19 protein-coding genes and 4 tRNA genes are annotated in these 19,064 nt (G+C 58.8%); 5 read left to right on the top strand and 18 right to left on the bottom strand.

Going from position 1 to position 19,064, the window contains the following annotated elements:
- Positions 1–78: 78 nt before the first annotated feature.
- From rpoB to ACSQ3I_RS12170, 13 genes are all read right to left on the bottom strand, one after another.
- A complete protein-coding gene (gene rpoB / locus ACSQ3I_RS12230; RefSeq protein WP_435999195.1) occupies positions 79–4,215 on the bottom strand; it encodes a DNA-directed RNA polymerase subunit beta in 4,137 nt (1,378 codons plus the stop codon).
- A 254-nt stretch (positions 4,216–4,469) separates the two neighbouring features.
- Positions 4,470–4,847, bottom strand: a complete 378-nt coding sequence (rplL, locus tag ACSQ3I_RS12225; protein ID WP_435999193.1) for a 50S ribosomal protein L7/L12 — start codon at positions 4,845–4,847, stop codon at positions 4,470–4,472.
- Positions 4,848–4,904: 57 nt separating this feature from the next.
- A complete protein-coding gene (rplJ, locus tag ACSQ3I_RS12220; RefSeq protein ID WP_435999191.1) occupies positions 4,905–5,426 on the bottom strand; it encodes a 50S ribosomal protein L10 in 522 nt (173 codons plus the stop codon).
- A 344-nt stretch (positions 5,427–5,770) separates the two neighbouring features.
- Positions 5,771–6,469, bottom strand: coding sequence for a 50S ribosomal protein L1 (gene rplA / locus ACSQ3I_RS12215; RefSeq protein ID WP_435999189.1), 699 nt, complete (start codon positions 6,467–6,469; stop codon positions 5,771–5,773).
- Position 6,470: 1 nt separating this feature from the next.
- Positions 6,471–6,902, bottom strand: coding sequence for a 50S ribosomal protein L11 (gene rplK / locus ACSQ3I_RS12210; RefSeq protein WP_435999187.1), 432 nt, complete (start codon positions 6,900–6,902; stop codon positions 6,471–6,473).
- Positions 6,903–7,052: 150 nt separating this feature from the next.
- Positions 7,053–7,583 carry a transcription termination/antitermination protein NusG gene (gene nusG, locus ACSQ3I_RS12205; RefSeq protein WP_435999185.1) on the bottom strand — a complete coding sequence of 177 codons (531 nt, stop codon included), beginning with the start codon at positions 7,581–7,583 and terminating at the stop codon, positions 7,053–7,055.
- Positions 7,584–7,600: 17 nt separating this feature from the next.
- On the bottom strand, positions 7,601–7,801 hold the full coding sequence (gene secE, locus ACSQ3I_RS12200) for a preprotein translocase subunit SecE (RefSeq protein WP_435999184.1): 201 nt from the start codon (positions 7,799–7,801) through the stop codon (positions 7,601–7,603).
- 196 nt (positions 7,802–7,997) lie between these two features.
- Positions 7,998–8,073, bottom strand: a tRNA-Trp gene (locus ACSQ3I_RS12195).
- 187 nt (positions 8,074–8,260) lie between these two features.
- Positions 8,261–9,154 (bottom strand): NAD-dependent epimerase/dehydratase family protein, encoded by an 894-nt coding sequence (locus ACSQ3I_RS12190; protein ID WP_435999182.1) that lies wholly within the window; start codon positions 9,152–9,154, stop codon positions 8,261–8,263.
- Positions 9,155–9,283: 129 nt separating this feature from the next.
- A complete protein-coding gene (tuf, locus tag ACSQ3I_RS12185) occupies positions 9,284–10,459 on the bottom strand; it encodes an elongation factor Tu (RefSeq protein ID WP_435999180.1) in 1,176 nt (391 codons plus the stop codon).
- 289 nt (positions 10,460–10,748) lie between these two features.
- The gene (locus ACSQ3I_RS12180) at positions 10,749–11,243 is read right to left on the bottom strand and encodes a histidine kinase (RefSeq protein ID WP_435999178.1); all 495 of its coding nucleotides are present in this window, start codon (positions 11,241–11,243) and stop codon (positions 10,749–10,751) included.
- 128 nt (positions 11,244–11,371) lie between these two features.
- Positions 11,372–11,445 (bottom strand) — tRNA-Gly (locus ACSQ3I_RS12175).
- Positions 11,446–11,469: 24 nt separating this feature from the next.
- A tRNA-Tyr gene (locus tag ACSQ3I_RS12170) sits at positions 11,470–11,554 on the bottom strand.
- Positions 11,555–11,753: 199 nt separating this feature from the next.
- Between ACSQ3I_RS12170 and rlmB the strand changes: the two genes are divergently transcribed.
- A complete protein-coding gene (gene rlmB, locus ACSQ3I_RS12165; protein ID WP_435999176.1) occupies positions 11,754–12,623 on the top strand; it encodes a 23S rRNA (guanosine(2251)-2'-O)-methyltransferase RlmB in 870 nt (289 codons plus the stop codon).
- 54 nt (positions 12,624–12,677) lie between these two features.
- Here rlmB and ACSQ3I_RS12160 read toward each other — a convergent pair whose 3' ends face one another.
- Positions 12,678–13,418 (bottom strand): hypothetical protein, encoded by a 741-nt coding sequence (locus ACSQ3I_RS12160; RefSeq protein ID WP_435999174.1) that lies wholly within the window; start codon positions 13,416–13,418, stop codon positions 12,678–12,680.
- A gap of 201 nt (positions 13,419–13,619) precedes the next feature.
- On the opposite strand from ACSQ3I_RS12160, the gene ACSQ3I_RS12155 reads away from it, so the two are divergent.
- Entirely contained in the window at positions 13,620–14,783 is a 1,164-nt protein-coding gene (locus tag ACSQ3I_RS12155) for a GNAT family N-acetyltransferase (protein ID WP_435999172.1), read from the top strand.
- A 28-nt stretch (positions 14,784–14,811) separates the two neighbouring features.
- Here ACSQ3I_RS12155 and ACSQ3I_RS12150 read toward each other — a convergent pair whose 3' ends face one another.
- The 3 genes from ACSQ3I_RS12150 to ACSQ3I_RS12140 all read right to left on the bottom strand — a co-directional run bounded on the left by ACSQ3I_RS12150 (position 14,812) and on the right by ACSQ3I_RS12140 (position 15,631).
- A complete protein-coding gene (locus ACSQ3I_RS12150) occupies positions 14,812–15,024 on the bottom strand; it encodes a hypothetical protein (RefSeq protein WP_435999170.1) in 213 nt (70 codons plus the stop codon).
- A 26-nt stretch (positions 15,025–15,050) separates the two neighbouring features.
- Positions 15,051–15,293, bottom strand: coding sequence for a 30S ribosomal protein S21 (rpsU, locus tag ACSQ3I_RS12145; protein WP_435999168.1), 243 nt, complete (start codon positions 15,291–15,293; stop codon positions 15,051–15,053).
- A gap of 128 nt (positions 15,294–15,421) precedes the next feature.
- Complete coding sequence (locus ACSQ3I_RS12140; RefSeq protein WP_435999167.1) at positions 15,422–15,631, bottom strand: cold-shock protein; 210 nt, start codon at positions 15,629–15,631, stop codon at positions 15,422–15,424.
- A gap of 593 nt (positions 15,632–16,224) precedes the next feature.
- Between ACSQ3I_RS12140 and ACSQ3I_RS12135 the strand changes: the two genes are divergently transcribed.
- A complete protein-coding gene (locus ACSQ3I_RS12135; RefSeq protein ID WP_435999165.1) occupies positions 16,225–17,127 on the top strand; it encodes a flagellin in 903 nt (300 codons plus the stop codon).
- Positions 17,128–17,413: 286 nt separating this feature from the next.
- On the opposite strand, the gene ACSQ3I_RS12130 is transcribed toward ACSQ3I_RS12135, so the two are convergent.
- A tRNA-Thr gene (locus tag ACSQ3I_RS12130) sits at positions 17,414–17,489 on the bottom strand.
- A 168-nt stretch (positions 17,490–17,657) separates the two neighbouring features.
- Between ACSQ3I_RS12130 and ACSQ3I_RS12125 the strand changes: the two genes are divergently transcribed.
- Together ACSQ3I_RS12125 and ACSQ3I_RS12120 are read left to right on the top strand one after the other, a co-directional pair.
- Positions 17,658–18,431, top strand: coding sequence for an NAD kinase (locus tag ACSQ3I_RS12125; protein ID WP_435999163.1), 774 nt, complete (start codon positions 17,658–17,660; stop codon positions 18,429–18,431).
- Positions 18,432–18,472: 41 nt separating this feature from the next.
- On the top strand, positions 18,473–18,940 hold the full coding sequence (locus ACSQ3I_RS12120) for a hypothetical protein (protein ID WP_435999660.1): 468 nt from the start codon (positions 18,473–18,475) through the stop codon (positions 18,938–18,940).
- Positions 18,941–19,064 lie beyond the last annotated feature (124 nt).

Genomic DNA, 19,064 nt, shown 5'->3' with positions numbered 1-19,064 from the left:
CCCGACCCCGGCGCACGAGAGAACGGCACCCCGGGCGGGAAGCGGTGTGCGCCGGATATCAGCGCACACCTATTCTCTTTACTCGGCTGCGTCCGGCAGCTGCGCCGCCGTTTCGTCGATCTTGGAGTTCTCCAGCTCGACCGACAGACCCAGAGAGCGCATTTCCTTGACGAGAACGTTGAAGCTTTCCGGAATACCGGCTTCGAACGTATCGTCGCCACGAACGATGGCTTCGTAGACCTTGGTACGGCCGGCGACGTCGTCCGACTTCACCGTCAGCATTTCCTGCAGGGTGTAGGCGGCGCCGTAAGCTTCCAGAGCCCAGACTTCCATTTCCCCGAAGCGCTGACCGCCGAACTGCGCCTTACCACCCAGCGGCTGCTGCGTGACGAGCGAGTACGGACCGATCGAACGGGCGTGGATCTTGTCGTCGACCAGGTGGTTGAGCTTCAGCATGTAGATGTAGCCCACGGTGACCTGGCGGTCGAACTGCTCGCCGGTACGGCCGTCATAGAGCGTCGACTGACCGGACTCCTTGAGGCCCGCCAGCTTGAGCATCTCGTTGACGTCCTTCTCGACGGCACCGTCGAAGACCGGGGTCGCGATCGATACGCCGCGGCGGGTCTGCTCGGCGAGACGAACGATGGATTCATCGTCGTACTGCTTGATCGGCTCGCCCTTCGGACCCGTGCCCATGACGCCGTCGATGACGTCGCGGAGCGGCTGGATGTCTGCACCTGCGCGGTACGCATCGAGCATCGCGCCGATCTTCTTGCCCATGCCAGCGCAAGCCCAGCCAAGATGGGTTTCGAGGATCTGGCCGACGTTCATGCGCGAAGGCACGCCCAACGGGTTCAGAACGACGTCGACATGCGTACCGTCTTCGAGGAACGGCATGTCTTCGATCGGCACGATGCGCGACACGACACCCTTGTTGCCGTGACGGCCGGCCATCTTGTCGCCCGGCTGGATCTTGCGCTTCACAGCGACGAAGACCTTGACCATCTTCATGACGCCCGGAGGCATTTCGTCGCCGCGCTGGACCTTTTCGACCTTGTCCATGAAGCGCTGTTCGAGGCGCGACTTGGATTCGTCGTACTGGGTGCGCAGAGCTTCGAGCTCGCCCTGGACCTTCTCGTCTTCGACGGCAAACATCCACCACTGCGAGCGGGGATATTCGGAGACGACGTTGTTGGCCAGTTCGACACCCTTCTTGAAGCCCTTCGGACCGGCAATCGAGGTCTGGCCCCGCAGCATGTCCAGAAGGCGGCCGTAGACGTTACGGTCGAGGATCGCCTGTTCGTCGTCGCGGTCCTTGGCGAGGCGTTCGATTTCCTCACGCTCGATCGCCATCGCACGCTCGTCCTTTTCGACGCCGTGACGGTTGAAGACGCGAACTTCGACGACCGTGCCGAACGTGCCCGGAGGCATGCGCATGGAGGTGTCGCGAACGTCGGAAGCCTTTTCACCGAAGATGGCGCGCAGAAGCTTTTCTTCCGGCGTCATCGGGCTTTCGCCCTTCGGCGTGATCTTACCGACGAGGATGTCGCCCGGCTGCACTTCCGCACCGATGTACACGATGCCGGCTTCGTCGAGGTTCTTCAGCGCTTCTTCCGAAACGTTCGGAATGTCGCGGGTGATTTCTTCCGGACCAAGCTTGGTGTCGCGCGCCATCACTTCGAATTCTTCGATGTGGATGGAGGTGAACACGTCGTCGGCAACGATACGCTCGGAAAGCAGGATCGAGTCTTCGTAGTTGTAGCCGTTCCAGGGCATGAACGCGACGAGCGCGTTGCGGCCGAGCGCCAGATCGCCGAGATCCGTCGACGGACCGTCAGCGAGGATGTCGCCCTTGTTGACCACGTCACCGACGGTGACCAGCGGGCGCTGGTTGACGCAGGTGTTCTGGTTCGAACGCTGGAACTTCTGCAGTCGATAGATATCGACGCCCGACTTCGACGGATCGAGGTCTTCGGTGGCGCGGATAACGATACGCGTCGCGTCGACCTGGTCGACCACGCCGCCGCGACGGGCACCGATGGCCGCGCCGGAGTCACGGGCAACGATCGGCTCCATGCCGGTACCGACGAACGGTGCTTCTGCACGAACGAGCGGAACGGCCTGACGCTGCATGTTCGAGCCCATGAGAGCGCGGTTGGCGTCGTCGTTTTCCAGGAACGGGATGAGAGCCGCTGCGACCGAAACGAGCTGCTTCGGCGAAACGTCCATCAGGTTGATGTTGTCGCGCGGTGCCAGCATAACTTCGCCGGCGTGACGGCAAACGACGAATTCTTCGCCGAAGGAGCCGTCTTCGTTGAGCACGGAGTTGGCCTGCGCAACGTGGTACTTGGCTTCTTCCATCGCCGACAGGTAGACGACGTCATACGTCACCTTGCCGTCAACGATCTTGCGGTAAGGCGATTCGATGAAGCCGTACTTGTTGACGCGGGCAAAGGTCGCCAGCGAGTTGATCAGACCGATGTTCGGACCTTCCGGAGTCTCGATCGGGCAAATACGACCGTAGTGGGTCGGATGCACGTCGCGGACTTCGAAGCCGGCGCGTTCGCGGGTCAGACCGCCCGGACCAAGAGCCGAAAGACGGCGCTTGTGGGTGATTTCCGACAGCGGGTTCACCTGGTCCATGAACTGCGACAGCTGCGAGGAGCCGAAGAATTCGCGGACAGCGGCGGCCGCCGGCTTGGCGTTGATCAGGTCCTGCGGCATGACGGTGTCGATTTCGATCGACGACATGCGTTCCTTGATGGCGCGCTCCATGCGCAGCAGACCCAGGCGATACTGGTTCTCCATCAATTCGCCGACCGAACGGACGCGGCGGTTGCCGAGGTTGTCGATGTCGTCGATTTCGCCCTTGCCGTCGCGCAGTTCGACCAGCATCTTGACCACGGCCAGGATGTCGTCCTTGCGCAGGATGCGGACCGTATCGGCAACATCGAGGTCGAGACGCATGTTCATCTTGACGCGGCCGACGGCGGAGAGATCGTAACGCTCCGCATCGAAGAACAGCGAGTTGAACATGGCTTCGGCCGATTCCATGGTCGGCGGTTCACCCGGACGCATGACGCGGTAGATGTCGAACAGAGCGTCCTGACGGTTCTCGTTCTTGTCGACGGCCAGCGTGTTGCGGATGTAGGCGCCGACATTGATGTGGTCGATGCCGAGAACCGGAATCTCGTCAAAACCGGCATCGAGAATGACCGGCAGGGTCTTCTCGTCGATTTCGTCGCCGGCTTCCAGGTAGATTTCACCCGTCCGGTAGTTGACGATGTCTTCGGCCAGGTAATTGCCGTACAGGTCGTCGTTCGACGCCTTCAGTGCCTTGAGGCCCTTTTCGGTGAGCTGGCGCAGCAGGCGCGGCGTCAGCTTCTTGCCTGATTCGACGACCACTTCGCCGGTATCGGCGTCGATCAGGTCGCTCAGAACCTTGGTGCCCTTGAGGACTTCCGGCTGGAACGGAATCCGCCAGCCCTCGCCGTCACGCTGGTAGACGGACTTCGAGTAGAAGGTTTCGAGGATTTCTTCGCCATCCATGCCGAGCGCCATCAGCAGCGACGACACCGGCAGCTTGCGGCGGCGGTCGATACGGGCGTAGACGATGTCCTTGGCGTCGAATTCGATATCGAGCCAGGAACCGCGATACGGGATGACGCGTGCGGCGAAGAGCAGCTTGCCGGAAGAATGGCTCTTGCCCTTGTCGTGGTCGAAGAACACGCCCGGCGAACGGTGCATCTGGGAGACGATGACGCGCTCGGTGCCGTTGACGATGAACGTGCCGTTGTTGGTCATGAGCGGCATGTCGCCCATGTAGACGGACTGTTCCTTGATGTCCTTGATCGACTTCGCGCCGGTATCCTCGTCGATATCGAACACGATGAGGCGCAGCGTCACCTTGAGCGGTGCCGCGTAGGTCAGGTCGCGCTGACGGCATTCCTCGACGTCGAACTTCGGCGGTTCGAATTCGTAGGAGACGAATTCGAGCATCGAAGCACCGGAAAAGTCGGTGATCGGGAAGACGGACTTGAAGACGGACTGAAGTCCCTCATCCGGACGGCCGCCTTGCGGTTCGTCCACCATCAGGAACTGGTCATAAGAAGCCTTCTGAACCTCGATGAGGTTCGGCATTTCAGCGACTTCGGGGATTTTGCCGAAAAACTTGCGTACGCGCCTGCGACCATTGAACGAAAGGGTCTGAGCCATCGTCGCTCCTTCAATATATGCATCCGGGCCTGCAACGGACGGGTGTCGATGGCCAGTCGATCCCGTCGAACATGGGACAGTTCAATCTCGTCTCACATCCCGAATTCCGTGGGCCGGAGCGCCTGCACGGTTCGGTTCGAGACCATCCTCTTGAAGAACCCATTACCCAAAAGCCGTTTTCACGCGGCTTTTGGGTAATCCGTTCTCGACGAAGACGATGGGAGAGGGTGACCCCTCTCCCAAGGCATTCGATATTACTTGACGTCGACCTTAGCGCCGGCATCCTCAAGCTTCTTCTTGAGGTCGGCAGCTTCAGCCTTCGAAACGGCTTCCTTAACCGGCTTCGGAGCGCCTTCAACGAGGTCCTTGGCTTCCTTGAGGCCGAGGCCGGTGATAGCGCGAACTTCCTTGATGACGTTGATCTTGTTGGCGCCAGCGTCAACCAGGATAACGTCGAATTCGGTCTTTTCTTCTTCAGCCGGAGCAGCAGCAGCGCCACCGCCAGCAGCAGCAACAGCTACCGGAGCAGCTGCGGAAACGCCCCACTTCTCTTCGAGCAGCTTGGAAAGCTCAGCAGCTTCCAGAACGGTCAGAGCAGAGAGGTCTTCTACGATCTTTGCGAGATCAGCCATTTTCTTAGTTCCTTTAATTCGGTTCGAACTTTTGGTTTTAAACAGCGAAAAACCGCCTTAAGCGGCTTCTTCGTCCTTCTTGGCGTAAGCCGCGAACACGCGGGCAAGCTGGCTTGCCGGTGCAGCGACAACCGTAGCGACGCGGGTAGCCGGGGCGTTCAGGAGGCCCAGCAGCTTGCCACGAAGCTCGTCCAGCGAAGGCAGGGTCGCGAGCGACTTGACTGCATCCGCAGAGAGCGTGGTTGCGCCCATGGCACCACCGAGAACAACGACCTTGTCGTTGGTCTTGGCGAAGTCCATGACGACTTTCGGAGCCGTTACCGGGTCTTCGCTGTATGCAATCAGCGTTTGACCCTTGAAGAGATTCGACATCCCTTCCGACTCCGTACCCTGAAGAGCGATCTTGGCCAGACGGTTCTTCGCGACTTTGACGGTGCCGCCAGCAGCGCGCATCTTCGAACGGAAGTCGTTCATCTGCGCAACTGTGACACCAGCATAGTGGGCCACGACAACCGAACCGGAAGCCTTAAAGACTTCGTTCAGCTCCGTGACGAATTCGCGTTTTTCCGCTCTTTCCACTGTCTGTCTCCAGTAGACGGGACCGCAATCCTGCAGGCCCCATCGGGTTTGCCTTTGCCTCTCGGGATCTCAAAAAAACTTCAAGATCCCAAGCGACGCTTGAGGATCCTGTCCCCCCGCACTGCGCTCCCTAGGGGGCGTCAGGCACAAGGCACATCAGGCTCGAACCGAAACAGGTGCAAAGCACCGTGAATATCGGGTCTTACCCGTCTCATGCAGGCCAAGTGATTAAGGGAAAACCACCTGCAATCTCGGACAGGAGTTCCGGATTTCTCCGGAAATTTCCGGCCCTTGCGGGCCGGAAATTCAGTTTATCCGGCCCGCAAGGGCCGGAGAATTCATGATCAGGCTGCCGTTACGGAAGACGGATCGATCTTGACGCCCGGACCCATGGTCGAGGAGATCGCAACGCGCTTGACGTAGTTGCCCTTGGCGCCAGCCGGCTTCGCCTTGATGACGGCGTCGGCAAATGCCTTGATGTTTTCTTCCAGAGCCTTGGCGTCGAAGGAAGCCTTGCCGATGCCGGCGTGGATGATACCAGCCTTCTCGACGCGGAACTCGACAGCACCGCCCTTGGATGCCTTGACGGCGCCGGCGACGTCCATGGTGACCGTGCCAACCTTCGGGTTCGGCATCATGCCACGCGGGCCGAGAACCTTACCGAGACGGCCGACGAGCGGCATCATGTCCGGGGTCGCGATGCAGCGATCGAAATCGATCTTGCCGCCCTGGACGATTTCGACGAGGTCTTCAGCGCCGACGATGTCAGCACCAGCGGCCTTGGCTTCGTCGGCCTTGGCGCCACGAGCGAACACGGCAACGCGAACGTCGCGGCCGGTGCCGTTCGGCAGGTTGACAACGCCACGAACCATCTGGTCGGCATGACGCGGGTCAACGCCGAGGTTCATCGCGATTTCGACGGTTTCATCGAACTTGGCGACGGCACGCTCCTTGACGAGAGCGATGGCGTCCGTAAGCGCGACCAGCTTGGTCGGGTCGATGCCTTCACGGATCTTCTGGATACGCTTTGCAAGCTTTGCCATGTTATGCCACCACTTCCAGGCCCATGGCGCGGGCGGAGCCCTCTACCATTGCCATTGCGCCTTCGATATCGGCAGCGTTGAGGTCCTTCATCTTGGCTTCGGCGATCGACTTGATCTGAGCCTTGGTGAGCTTGCCAACGGTTGCGCCCTTGCCCGGGGTCTTGGAACCGGACTGGATCTTCGCTTCCTTCTTCAGGAAATACGTGACCGGAGGCTGCTTCATCACAAAAGTGAAGGACTTGTCCTGGTAATAGGTGATGACGACCGGAATCGGCATACCCTTTTCCATTTCCTGCGTCGCTGCGTTGAACGACTTGCAGAATTCCATGATGTTGATGCCGCGCTGACCAAGTGCAGGACCGATCGGCGGGGACGGATTGGCCGACCCAGCCTTAACCTGCAACTTGAGCTGGCCCATAACTTTCTTAGCCATAACTCTCTGCCTTTCATTGATGGCCGGTTGCCCGACCCTTTATGCCGAACATCTCGTCCGGCGGCTGCGGTTGCGTGGTGCGGATCGTTGAGGTCCGGCTACAGACCCCTCACCTTCCACGCGATTGCAGGGTCAACGACCCTGCGACAGTCAGACCTTTTCGACCTGGCTGTATTCCAGCTCGACCGGAGTAGCCCGGCCAAAAATAGAAACTTCGACCTTGAGGCGCGAACGCTCTTCATCGACATCCTGAACGGTGCCGTTGAACGACGCGAAAGGACCATCGGAAACGCGAACCTGCTCGCCGATCTCGAAGGAGATCGAAGCCTTGGGGCGCTCCACACCCTCCTGGACCTGGCCGAGGATACGCTCGGCTTCGGAGTCCGGGATCGGAACCGGCTTGTTGTCGGAACCAAGGAAACCCGTCACCTTCGGCGTGTTCTTGATAAGGTGATAAGCCTCATCCGTCAGGTTGGCGCGAACCATGACATAGCCCGGGAAGAACTTGCGCTCCGAATCGACCTTGCGGCCACGGCGCACTTCAACGACCTTTTCGGTCGGAACCAGGATCTTTTCGAAGAGATGCGTCAGGCCCTTCTGGCGCGCCTTCTCCTCGATCGATTCCGCCACCTTCTTTTCGAAATTCGAATATGCGTGGACGATGTACCAACGCGCCGCCATGATCATCTCCGCCTAAATTATTTGCCGACGTTCAGCACAAAGCTGAGCAGCCAGCTGATAAGCTGGTCAGCAGCAAAGAAAAACAGCGCAGCAAAAACCACCATCACCAACACCATCGCGGTGGAGATCAGCGTCTCGCGGCGCGACGGCCACGTAACTTTCGACGTCTCGGAGCGAACCTGCTGCAGAAACGCAAATGGATTGGTTTTAGATGCCATTGACCGCCCACGCAATTACGGCGCGTAAAGCTGACCAGCTCAGCCCCACGCACCGCGTGTCTGTTTGAACCCTACATAAACACCGATTCCCTTTTTAACAAGAGGCAAATCCGTGTTTAGCGAACTTTACCGGACAAGCCGGCTGCCAATTTCCATCAAGGCTGCGAACATGCCGCGCCAGTGTCTTCCGGAAAAATGGCAGGGGCAGAGGGGCTCGAACCCCCGACCTGCGGTTTTGGAGACCGCCGCTCTACCAACTGAGCTATACCCCTTCATCTGTCTTCAGGCTTATCGAGAGGGCCGATTGAGCCGCCTCGCCGTTGGACAAGGCGCTCTTTAAGGCGGGAGCGCCGGCTTGGCAAGTCCGTTTTTTCGTTTTCGTGATAAGAACGGTGTAAAGCTTGGCCGAGGTCACCTACCGCCGGTGCGACAGAGGCGGGAAATCCCGCCTTTGCCGTTTCAAACGTTCACATAATTCCGCCAATCGTGCTCTTCCTTGAAGCCAAGCACCTCGCGAATCTTGCGATTCGAGAGAAATCCCTCGAATTCGCCGATCTCCCGCGTGAACGGTACGTTCGGATAGAAACGTCGTGCCAGTTCCCGCGACGGCGTGTTGGCCGATACAGTGTCGTTGGCAGCATTGAAGACCTCGTATCCCAGCCCATCCTTCTCGATGCAGAGATGCACGATCTGGCCGAGGTCGCGCGCATCGATGTAGCTCCAGGCAATACGCTTGCGCATTTCCGGCTTTTCGAAAAATTCCGGGAAGCGCGCATATTCATGCGGCTCGATGACATTGCCGATGCGCAGCGCATAAATGTCGAAACCCGAACGCTCCGCAAAGGCCCGCGCCGTCTTCTCGTTGACGACTTTCGAGAGGCCGTAGGAATCCATCGGATTGACGTCGTAATCCTCTTCCAACGGGAACTGGTGAAAGTCGCGATGGCCTTCGGCAAAACAGACACCGTAGGTGGTTTCGCTCGAGGCGATGATGATCTTGCGGATGCCGAGCTTCACCGCCGCTTCGATGACGTTGTAGGTGCTGATCGTGTTGATACGGAAGGTTTCATTGTCCGGCTTGATCAGGATGCGCGGCACGGCGGCAAAATGCACGACCGCGTCGAAAGGCAACACGCCCTTGCCGGTATCGAGATCTGGAAAATCGCGGTGCATCGACAGCGCGTTAAAAACCTGTCCTTGGTCAGTGACGTCGGCGATGAGATTGGTGACGCCGGGGCTGTCGAGCGGCACCAGGTCGACATTGTGGACCTCGTAGCCATGCGCTACCAGCCACGGCACCGTGTGCCGCCCCGCCTTGCCGGAGCCGCCGGTGAAAAGAATACGCTTTTTCATGGGTTTCCTCCCTCATATCATTTTCGTCATTATGCAATTCGGCTGCCCGCCATCACAACTCCGCCCAGGCGGGCAAACAAAAAACCCCGCCGTTGCCGGCGGGGTTCTCTTTAAGGAATAATCTTTCGATTACTCGACGATCGAGGCAACGATGCCGGCGCCGACGGTACGGCCGCCTTCGCGGATAGCGAAGCGCAGCTTTTCTTCCATCGCGATCGGAACGATCAGCTCAACGGCAACCGTGACGTTGTCGCCAGGCATAACCATTTCCGTGCCTTCCGGCAGCGAGACGATGCCCGTCACGTCCGTCGTACGGAAGTAGAACTGCGGACGGTAGTTGGTGAAGAACGGCGTATGACGGCCGCCTTCTTCCTTCGTCAGGATGTAGGCTTCTGCCATGAACTTCTTGTGCGGCTTGACCGAACCCGGCTTGCACAGGATCTGACCACGCTCGACGCCGTCACGGGTGACGCCGCGAACCAGTGCACCGATGTTGTCGCCAGCCTGGCCCTGGTCGAGCAGCTTGCGGAACATTTCAACGCCGGTCACCGTCGTCTTCGACGTCGCGCGGATGCCGACGATCTCGACTTCTTCACCAACCTTGACGATACCACGCTCGACGCGGCCCGTAACAACCGTACCGCGGCCCGAGATCGAGAACACGTCTTCGATCGGCATCAGGAACGGCTGGTCGATCGGACGCTCAGGCGTCGGGATGTAGGAGTCAACGGCAGCCATCAGCTCGCGGATCGCGTCTTCGCCGATCTTCTTGTCCGAATCTTCGAGAGCGGCCAGAGCCGAACCCTTGACGATCGGGATATCGTCGCCCGGGAAGTCGTAGGACGACAGAAGTTCGCGAACTTCCAGCTCGACGAGCTCGAGAAGCTCGGCGTCGTCAACCTGGTCGACCTTGTTGAGGAACACGACGATCGCCGGAACGCCAACCTGGCGGGCGAGCAGGATGTGTTCGCGCGTCTGCGGCATCGGGCCGTCAGCAGCCGAGCAGACCAGGATCGCGCCGTCCATCTGTGCGGCACCGGTGATCATGTTCTTGACGTAGTCGGCGTGGCCGGGGCAGTCAACGTGCGCATAGTGACGGTTCGGCGTCTCGTATTCGACGTGTGCCGTCGAGATCGTGATGCCGCGAGCCTTTTCTTCAGGGGCCGCATCGATCTGGTCGTAGGCCTTGAACTCGCCGAAGTACTTCGTGATCGCCGCCGTCAGCGACGTCTTGCCGTGGTCAACGTGGCCGATCGTACCGATGTTGACGTGCGGCTTGTTGCGCTCAAACTTACTCTTTGCCATTTGAATGCTTCCTATGGATCGATAAGGGGGACCCGGCGAGCGGGTTTAGTGCCGCCGTTTAAGGCTTTCGCAACAAATGCGCAAGACCTAATTACAAGGGACGCCCGGACAGGCATCTCCCTGCAAAAGCGAGAAAAACGGCAGCCGGCGTTTTTCGCTGGCGCCAAGCCGGACCGCTTGTGCCGGGCTTTGAAAAAACAACGCCCCCGACAGCCGAAAAGCGGCGCGCCGGAGGCGGTGCGATAGCCGACGTCACGGCCGGAGGCCGTACGCGGCATGCAGTTCAGATTTAGTTCGCGGGCTTCAGCGACGTGATCAGGGCAACCAATGCCGCAGCATTCTTTTCCTGCTCGCCCTTCGTGCCCCAATAGGTAATGACCAGCAGCTTGTCCGGCTTCGGAGCGACAAGCGCAACACTGATCGAAACGTCGCCGTCCTTGTCGGTGCCGCTCCAGTCGAAGCTGGTCATGGTCATGCCGTTGATCTCGTCCTCGGACTGCTTCTGGGTGGCCGGATCGACCGTCACGCCGTTGTCGGCGAGAAACTTAAAGACGTCATCGATGACCTTGTCGGACGTCCCGGCCGAGGCAACGTCGATCGACAGATAGATCGAGTTGTCGTCCGAGGTGGCGTCGATGCCGCTGTCGGTTTCCTTCGGGTTCCAGGCATCCGGGATCGTGATCTCGGCGACCGGGTCGTCACTGGGGAAATGGAGTGTAGCGGCAAAGGAGACAGACGGAAGGAGCATGGCTGCCAGAGCAGCGGCGAAAATTGTCTTTTTCATAAGTCGGATCCCAAAACTGGAGAACGAAAATGTTCTGCGGGAGAAGACCTATCCGGAAAGATATTAAGAACCCACGACAGACATCGCTACGATGCCGTTCAATGCGCTACTATTTTTGGGGTCAAGGCTGGAGCGGGTAGCGGGAATCGAACCCGCGTATTCAGCTTGGAAGGCTGCTGCTCTACCATTGAGCTATACCCGCGGGGATGGTCCGATCTGGAACGAATGGTGGAGAGAGTTGGATTTGAACCAACGTAGGCTGAGCCAACGGATTTACAGTCCGTCCCCTTTAACCACTCGGGCATCTCTCCAGTATTCGTCCGGATCGGTCGACCAAGTTTGCTAGACTGTGAAGCGTTGCCGCCCGTCGTCTGCGCCGCGTATATGACCGCCCGTTCCGTTTCTGTCAACACGATGACAGTGGAAAATTGCTGAAAAATTTCAAGCCCTGTGGAAAGGCCCTTAATAGACGGGACTATGCGCTGGAGCCGCGCGCCGCTATAAGACCGCATGAGCAAAGATAAAGACCCGTCCGCCCGGGACACCCACTACGCCACGCTGCGCCGCGCCCACCGCGACGCCAAACGCGAGCGCGGCGAAATCCCGACCCCTCAGAAACAGAAGCGCAAACGCCCCGGCAGCGATGACTGGAAGCCGCCGGCGCTCGAAGCCAACCAGGTCTTTCTTTATGGCCTGCACACGGTTCGCGCCGCTCTTGAAAACCCGGAGCGCAAGAACATCCAGTTGTCGGTGACCCAGAATGCGTTGGCACGGCTGGACATCGACGCAGAGGCCCTTGGCATTCCCGTGCAGATGGTCTCGCCGCAGGATATCGACAAGATCCTCGGCCCCGAGGCGATTCATCAGGGCGTCATGCTCGAAACCCGTCCCCTGCCCGTTCGCCGCCTAGAGGCTTTGAAACAAAGCCCGCTGCTCCTGGTTCTCGATCAGGTGACCGATCCGCACAATGTCGGCGCCCTGATGCGCTCGGCCGTCGCTTTCGACGCCGGAGCGGTCATCACGACGATGCGCCATAGCCCGACCGAATCGGGCGTGCTCGCCAAATCGGCCTCCGGCGCGCTGGAAATGATTCCCTATATCCAGATCACCAACCTGGCAGATACGCTCGGCGAGCTGCACGAGCTCGGTTTCCATACCGTCGGCCTCGATTCGGAAGGCCCCGCCCCGCTGGAAGAAAGTCTTGCAGGCGAAAAGGTCGCCCTGGTGCTCGGCGCAGAAGGCAAGGGCCTGCGTCAGAAGACCCGCGAGACAGTCAACACCCTGGCGCGGCTCGACATGCCCGGCCGGATCAAGTCGCTCAACGTTTCGAACGCAGCCGCCATCGCGCTTTATGCAACGCGACGGCACCTGAAACGATAAGCCGCCGCCCGGCGGGACAATACCGCGCGCCGGCCTCTCCGGCTGGCGCGTCGGTCAGGACGGCAGGTTGCAGGTCACGTCCCCGTCCATCGGCGAAAACGTTGCCTTGCCGCTGGTCCACTGCATCTCGACGGGATAGTTGATAACCGTCGGCAGTTTCTCGATCTCGGACGTAAAATCCGGCGTACGCTTCTTTTCCGCTTCGTAAACTGCCGTGCAATCGGGAATGCGTTTTGCCGTCAGTCCGGTTTTCGCGGCGATCGCGGCGGCGCAGCTGCCGGTATCCTTGTACAGCGAACATTCCGTCGTCATAGACCGCCGGTAGCGCAACATCAGCGTATCGGCAGCGGCCTTGATCTCGGTAAATCCATCACCGGCAAAGGCATCGTCGAAAAGCCGCCCCGCCGTCCGGCGGTCGTAGACGACGAAGGGCAACCCGCCGTTCCAGCCATCGGGCGCCTGGAAAAACACGTAGTCGCCGGAAACACCCAGGAAATAGCCTGCCGCGTCGTCCTTGACGATCTTTTCGCCGGGCGTATCGACAGTGCAGGCATCTGTCGGCGCCATCAGCGACAGTTTCTCGGCACCGACCTCGCCGATATCGACTTCCTTGACCGCAAAGGCAGCGAACCGGCTGCAGGCAACTTGGGGCTTGGCATCGGGATTGAGATCGCTGGCCGGCAATTCCAGCGTTTCCTCGCTGACCGGTTCGTCGAACGGCCCCAGTTCTTCCGCCAGAACCGGCGCGGCAATGCCGCCTAGGATGCCCAGCAGCAAGAGGGCTTTTACACGCATGCACGTCTCCCCAAAAGAACCGCGGCGCCACACGCCGATCAAGCGCGACTATCGCCGCAAAAGCTGCAAGATTGCAATGCGTACCGTTGCCACGCCTTTGCAACCATCACAGGTGCCATGAGGTTTTAACGTTAATAAAAGCTTTTGAACGCAGGCCGGCCCGGCGGATGCTAAGCTAACTTTAAAATTGAAACGGGAATCATGATCTTGCCGCACGTCAACCGCGACGACGCTCTGGAGGGCCTGCGTCTGGAACGTCTCGAGGGCTTCGATTTCACCGGCGAGCCCTACGGAAAGCTGTTCGGAGAAAGCGGCGCGACGGTCTTCCAGCATCCGGTCTGGCTGCAGGCGATCTACGACCACCTGCTTCACGACGCCAAGGCACGACCGCTGATCATCTGCGGCTACGACGGCGGCGGTCAATTGCAATTTCTGCTGCCGCTGGTGGTCCGCACCGTCAGCGGCCTCTCGGTCATCGAGCCGGCGGATCTCGGTGTCAGCGATTACAACGCCCCTGTCGTTCGTCGCGACAACCGCCGCAGCCTGAGGCGGATGGACGAGTTGAAGGAAAGGATTGCCGCACTTTTGCCGGATCACGACATCCTGCGCATCCGGCATATCCGCAAACGGGACATCAGCCAGTGGGCCTTGTTTTTCCCCGCCAATTTCCGCCAGCACGATTTTACCGCGCACAGCACGCCCCTCGGCGGCGACCATCAGAGCTGGCGCGCCGGCGCGATGACCACCAGCTTTCGCCGATATCTCGATCGAAAGAAGCGCCGCCTTTTCCGCTCTGGGGATGTGCAACTCAAGGAAATCGCCGATCGCACGGACATCCGGCAGGCCTTGGTCGGCCTTGCCGAGGTCCGGCGCGGCCGTTTCAAGAACGATCCGCTCAACCGGCAGGCAGTGCGCGACTTCTATTCGACGGTGGCCTGCAATGGCGCCGACGCCGGCCTGTCGCATACAAGCATGATGACGTGCGACGGCGCACCCATCGGCCGAATCTTCGGACTGACCCATGCCGGCCGGTACCACATGCTGCTGATCGGTTGCGACTACGAGAATTATGGCCGTCACTCGCCGGGATTCGTGTTTCTCGACAGCCTGATCGAAAAACGCATTGCGGCGGAAGACAAGGTGTTCGATTTCACTATCGGCGACGAACCCTATAAACGGGAGTTCGGCACGATCCCGACGACGATCTACATGATCGAACGGCCGCGTAGCGTTCCCGGCAAACTGGCGGTGCTGACACACACGCTGCTGCGCGCCGCCAGGAAATTCTACCAGAAACTGATGAATGCGCCGCGCAGCTGGGGCCAGACTGCCTGCATCCTGCTTTCAGCCGTGCCCATGATCTGAGATTTTTCCGAGGACGGCGATGCCGGGATTATTTTGCCTTGGTCCGGCGTGTGGCTTTACCGTTCTCGCCGGTGTCGGGCACGGGAGCCTGATCGAGGCGCGCCGAACGAAGTTTTGCCGTCTTGGCCGCACGCGCGGCCGCTTCGGCAGCCAGGATATCTTTTGCCGTCTTGTCGGTTTGTGCCGCTTTGGCTTGGGCCGACATTTTCACGGGGTTGAACAACTGATCTTTGTCGACCATCACGGCTCTCCTCTGTTGCCCTACCCTTATCTGCTACGCGTGACAATTTTCTTCTTGGGCGCCGGGAGAAGACCTTCGCGCTGTGCCCGCTTGACCGCCAGTTTCCGCGCGCGGCGAACAGCTTCCTGCTTTTCCCGCGCCCGCTTCACGGACGGCTTTTCATAGGCGGTCCGGGCGCGCATTTCACGAAATATGCCTTCACGCTGCATCTTGCGCTTCAGGGCTCGGAGGGCTTGTTCGACATTGTTGTCACGCACGAGTATCTGCAAAACGTTTCCTTTCAAGCAATGGAATTGGGCCGAAATAAAAAACAAAAAGGCCGGGGAGACCCCGACCTTCCGACGTCATCGTCTCAAGCGTGCCAGTACATCCGTGGTCACGCGGGACAACGATCGAATTAAGCAGCCTGCAGATTGTCCGCAGAATTCTTGCCCGAACGGCGATCCTGTACGATGTCGTAACGGATCTTCTGGCCTTCGACGAGGTTCCGGATGCCGGAACGCTCAACGGCAGAAATGTGAACGAAGACGTCCGTGCCGCCGTTGTCGGGCTGAATGAAGCCAAAACCCTTGGTGCTGTTGAACCACTTTACGGTACCTGTATTCATAACGATTTCCTTTCAATCGCTGGAGAACTGGCCAGATTGGCCATGATAGATCGACGATGAGAGGAGATCGGAAAGAGCCGTAGAAAGGCGTCGTACAAGAGTCTCTAGCAAAGTTCGATATATGAGACGTAGTGCTTTTCGAGGAAAAGACAAGGGTAACGACCGATTTTCGATCAAACCGCCCCTCGATAGGCATTACATTTCTTCTCTCTATATCGGGAATATGTCCACAACGAGGCTAAATACCTGAAATTTTACTGCGGCGATTTCCACCATCGGACAAGGCGTGCACCCAACCCAAGGATCAGCGCGCGACATCGAACCGATAGCCACATGCAATCCCAGCCATATCGGTGCACGTGTGGGGGCGCCCAGTCAGCCTGCTTTGAGCCAGGTGGAACAACAGACGCTTCTGTTGAATATCCCATCAGTAAAAAAGTAAAATTCCATAAAATTCAATCAAATCAATACAGGCAATAAAAATGCTTGGTGTGCTTTATGTCCCTTGCGATACGCAGCGCGCAAATGACAGAGCGCGGTTTTCGGCATGACGCCGCTCTTTATTCAAGATGTTATTCAAATCGAGAGAAAACATGCCCCTTTCCATCAATACGAACATTGCCAGCTTGAACGCCCAATACAATCTGTCGAAGACAGCCAATTCCCTGGCCAACAGCATGACCAGGTTGTCGGCTGGACTGCGGATCTCTGGCTCAGATCCAGCTGAACGTTTAGCTGCAGCTCTAGCTGGATCTGGGACATTGGGCCAATCATCGTCTTTCGCCGGGAACTCGGCCCACGATGTCACCAATATGCTAAGCGTCGCGGACAGCGCACTATCTTCTACGACAGACTCGCTGCAGCGAATGCTGCTACTGGCACAGCAGGCGGCCAACGGAACCACGAGCGCTGCCCAGAAAGAAAACATCGGAGCCGAGTTTTCGAAGGTAAAGTCGGCTATCGAATCTATTTCGAAGAACACCTCTTTCAATGGCGAAAAATTGCTCAGCGTGTCGGAAGGGGCGACAGGGGTGTTGACGTATAGGACCTCCGAAACCGCGACCGAACAGATCGATCTGAGCAAGAACGCGCTCTACAGCAGCAACGCAGAGGATGGTATCCTCACGCGGTCCTATGGCGATTATCACCTGCTGTCGTCAGGCAATACTCCGGCATCGTCCAAGGAAATGAAAATTACCGCGGAGACGACTGTCGAAGAAGCCACTGACATGGTGGTCGCGCTGAAAGGCATGATCGACGGCGTCAGTTCAGCGCGAGCAACCGTCGGCGCAACTCAATCTGTGTTGAACTACGACATGCAAAGCCGCGCACTGAATGCCAGCCAGCTTTCTCAGTCGACAAGCAGCATTATGGACATCGAGGTAGTACGTGAAACGGCCAATCTGGCGTTGGATCAAATCCGCCAGCAGGCGAGCGTGTCGATCCTGAGCCGGACCAACGAAAACGCTATCTTCTTGCGCGATCTGCTGCGCTGAACATATAGACGAGTGCGCGCACCCCAATCGCGCACTCGTCACTCTGCTGAAGCTACCTGTGATCTCACCGCGTCACGCTCCCAAGGGCACCTTCGCTGCACGGTGCGCATCATATCCACCCCGCAAACTCCGCAATTCTTCCGATGAGAAGCGGCTCGTGACATCTGCACGGCGGAGATCAGTGGCACTTCTGCCTGATTTCGGCTTAGAGCGAATTCGGTGATTTTACCGTTGGATACGGACAATCAGCCGAAGCGATATCTCGATTAAAAAATTCGGGAAAAAATGGTGCCCCCGGCAGGATTCGAACCCGCGACCCCCTGATTACAAATCAGGTGCTCTACCAACTGAGCTACAAGGGCATTGGTGACGTCCAGTTAGCAGATTTTCGCATCGTGTAAAGCCAAAACTGGAATGATGGACGTAACTGTTTGTTTTTCGCACCGTATCGGCATCGGCTCCCGGCGCGAAACGTCTTGTCGCAAAAGCGGTTTATCGATACCAAGGAGCGCTCGTCAAAGGACCGGTTCATGGCTCGATCGCCCTATCTGCTTTCTTTCCTGGCCTCGACGGCCGATGGCGCCCAGGCGGCTTGCGACGAATTGATTCGCATCTATGGGAATTCCGATCCGGAAGAGGCCGATGTCATCGTCGCTCTCGGCGGCGACGGTTTCATGCTGCAGACGTTGCACGGCACGATGAATTCCGGCAAGCTGGTCTACGGCATGAACCGCGGTTCCGTCGGGTTTCTCATGAACGACTATAATACGGTCAATCTGCAGGAACGAATCTCGAAAGCGGTGGCGAACGAGATCCAGCCATTGCGCATGACCGCGACTCACCTGGACGGCTCGCAATCCATGGCGCTGGCGATCAACGAGGTGGCGCTGTTCCGGCAGTCGCATCAGGCGGCAAAACTCAAGGTCGATATTGACGGCAAGACCCGGCTGGAGGAGCTGATCTGTGACGGCGTCATGGTGGCGACGCCGGCAGGTTCGACCGCCTACAATCTCTCCGCCCATGGACCGATCCTGCCGCTCGATGCCCCGCTTCTCGCCCTTACACCGGTCAGCCCGTTTCGCCCGCGCAGTTGGCGCGGCGCGCTTTTGCCGAACAAGGTCACGGTGGACATTCATGTTCTGGAACATGCCAAGCGGCCGGTGAATGCCGTGGCCGACTACACCGAGGCGAAGACCGTGATTCATGTCCGTATCGCCCAGACCGACGATACGACGGCACGCATTCTCTCCGATCCCGACCGCTCCTGGTCGGATCGCATTCTTGCAGAACAGTTTCCGACATGACGAAGGGATTTTTGGTGAAAACAACGGCAACGAAACCGAAAATGTGGTGCGCGCTGCTCTGTGCCGCGCTGCTTTTGGGTGCCGGCACCGTCGCCGCCGAAGACATCGACGCCCTGCCCGCGACCGTGACCTTTGTCGTCAGCAGCGGATACTGGGAGGATGCGGGGGAAACCGGGACAGCATCCGGGGACACGGCGACCAAACGCCAAGGTTATTACAAGCTCGTCTCCGTGCGGCAGCCGGACCGCACGGCCAAGGTCTACCTGCAGCAGATGACGCTTGGCGCATCAGGCCCGCAGGTGGTGTCCAGTGTCGAAATCGAACAGCTGACCGTGCTCAAGCCGTACGTCACCGACATCCGGCCGGAAAGCTCCTCTGGGCCGACGAGCCAGCCCGGCCTTTTTGCAACCGTCTACCTGAAGACCGATCCACAGGCGCGGGAAGCCGAAGGCTGGACGGTGCTGATAGACGACCTGGGCGAAATGACCGTCGAGCGCGCAACGAACTGATAGGGTGTCGCGGTCAAAAGCAACCGCCGCATTGGCGAACAGGCCAACGAGATCCGCTTGCCGACCGCAAAAACCTCCATGTCGATGCTGAAAATCGACCTGTCTCTCGGCACTTCGCAAAGAG

The organism is Rhizobium sp. LjRoot30, assembly GCF_964253915.1.
Lineage (GTDB): Bacteria > Pseudomonadota > Alphaproteobacteria > Rhizobiales > Rhizobiaceae > Metarhizobium.
The sequence above is the reverse complement of the archived record's forward strand: the minus strand, read 5'-3'. Positions and strand labels throughout refer to the sequence as shown.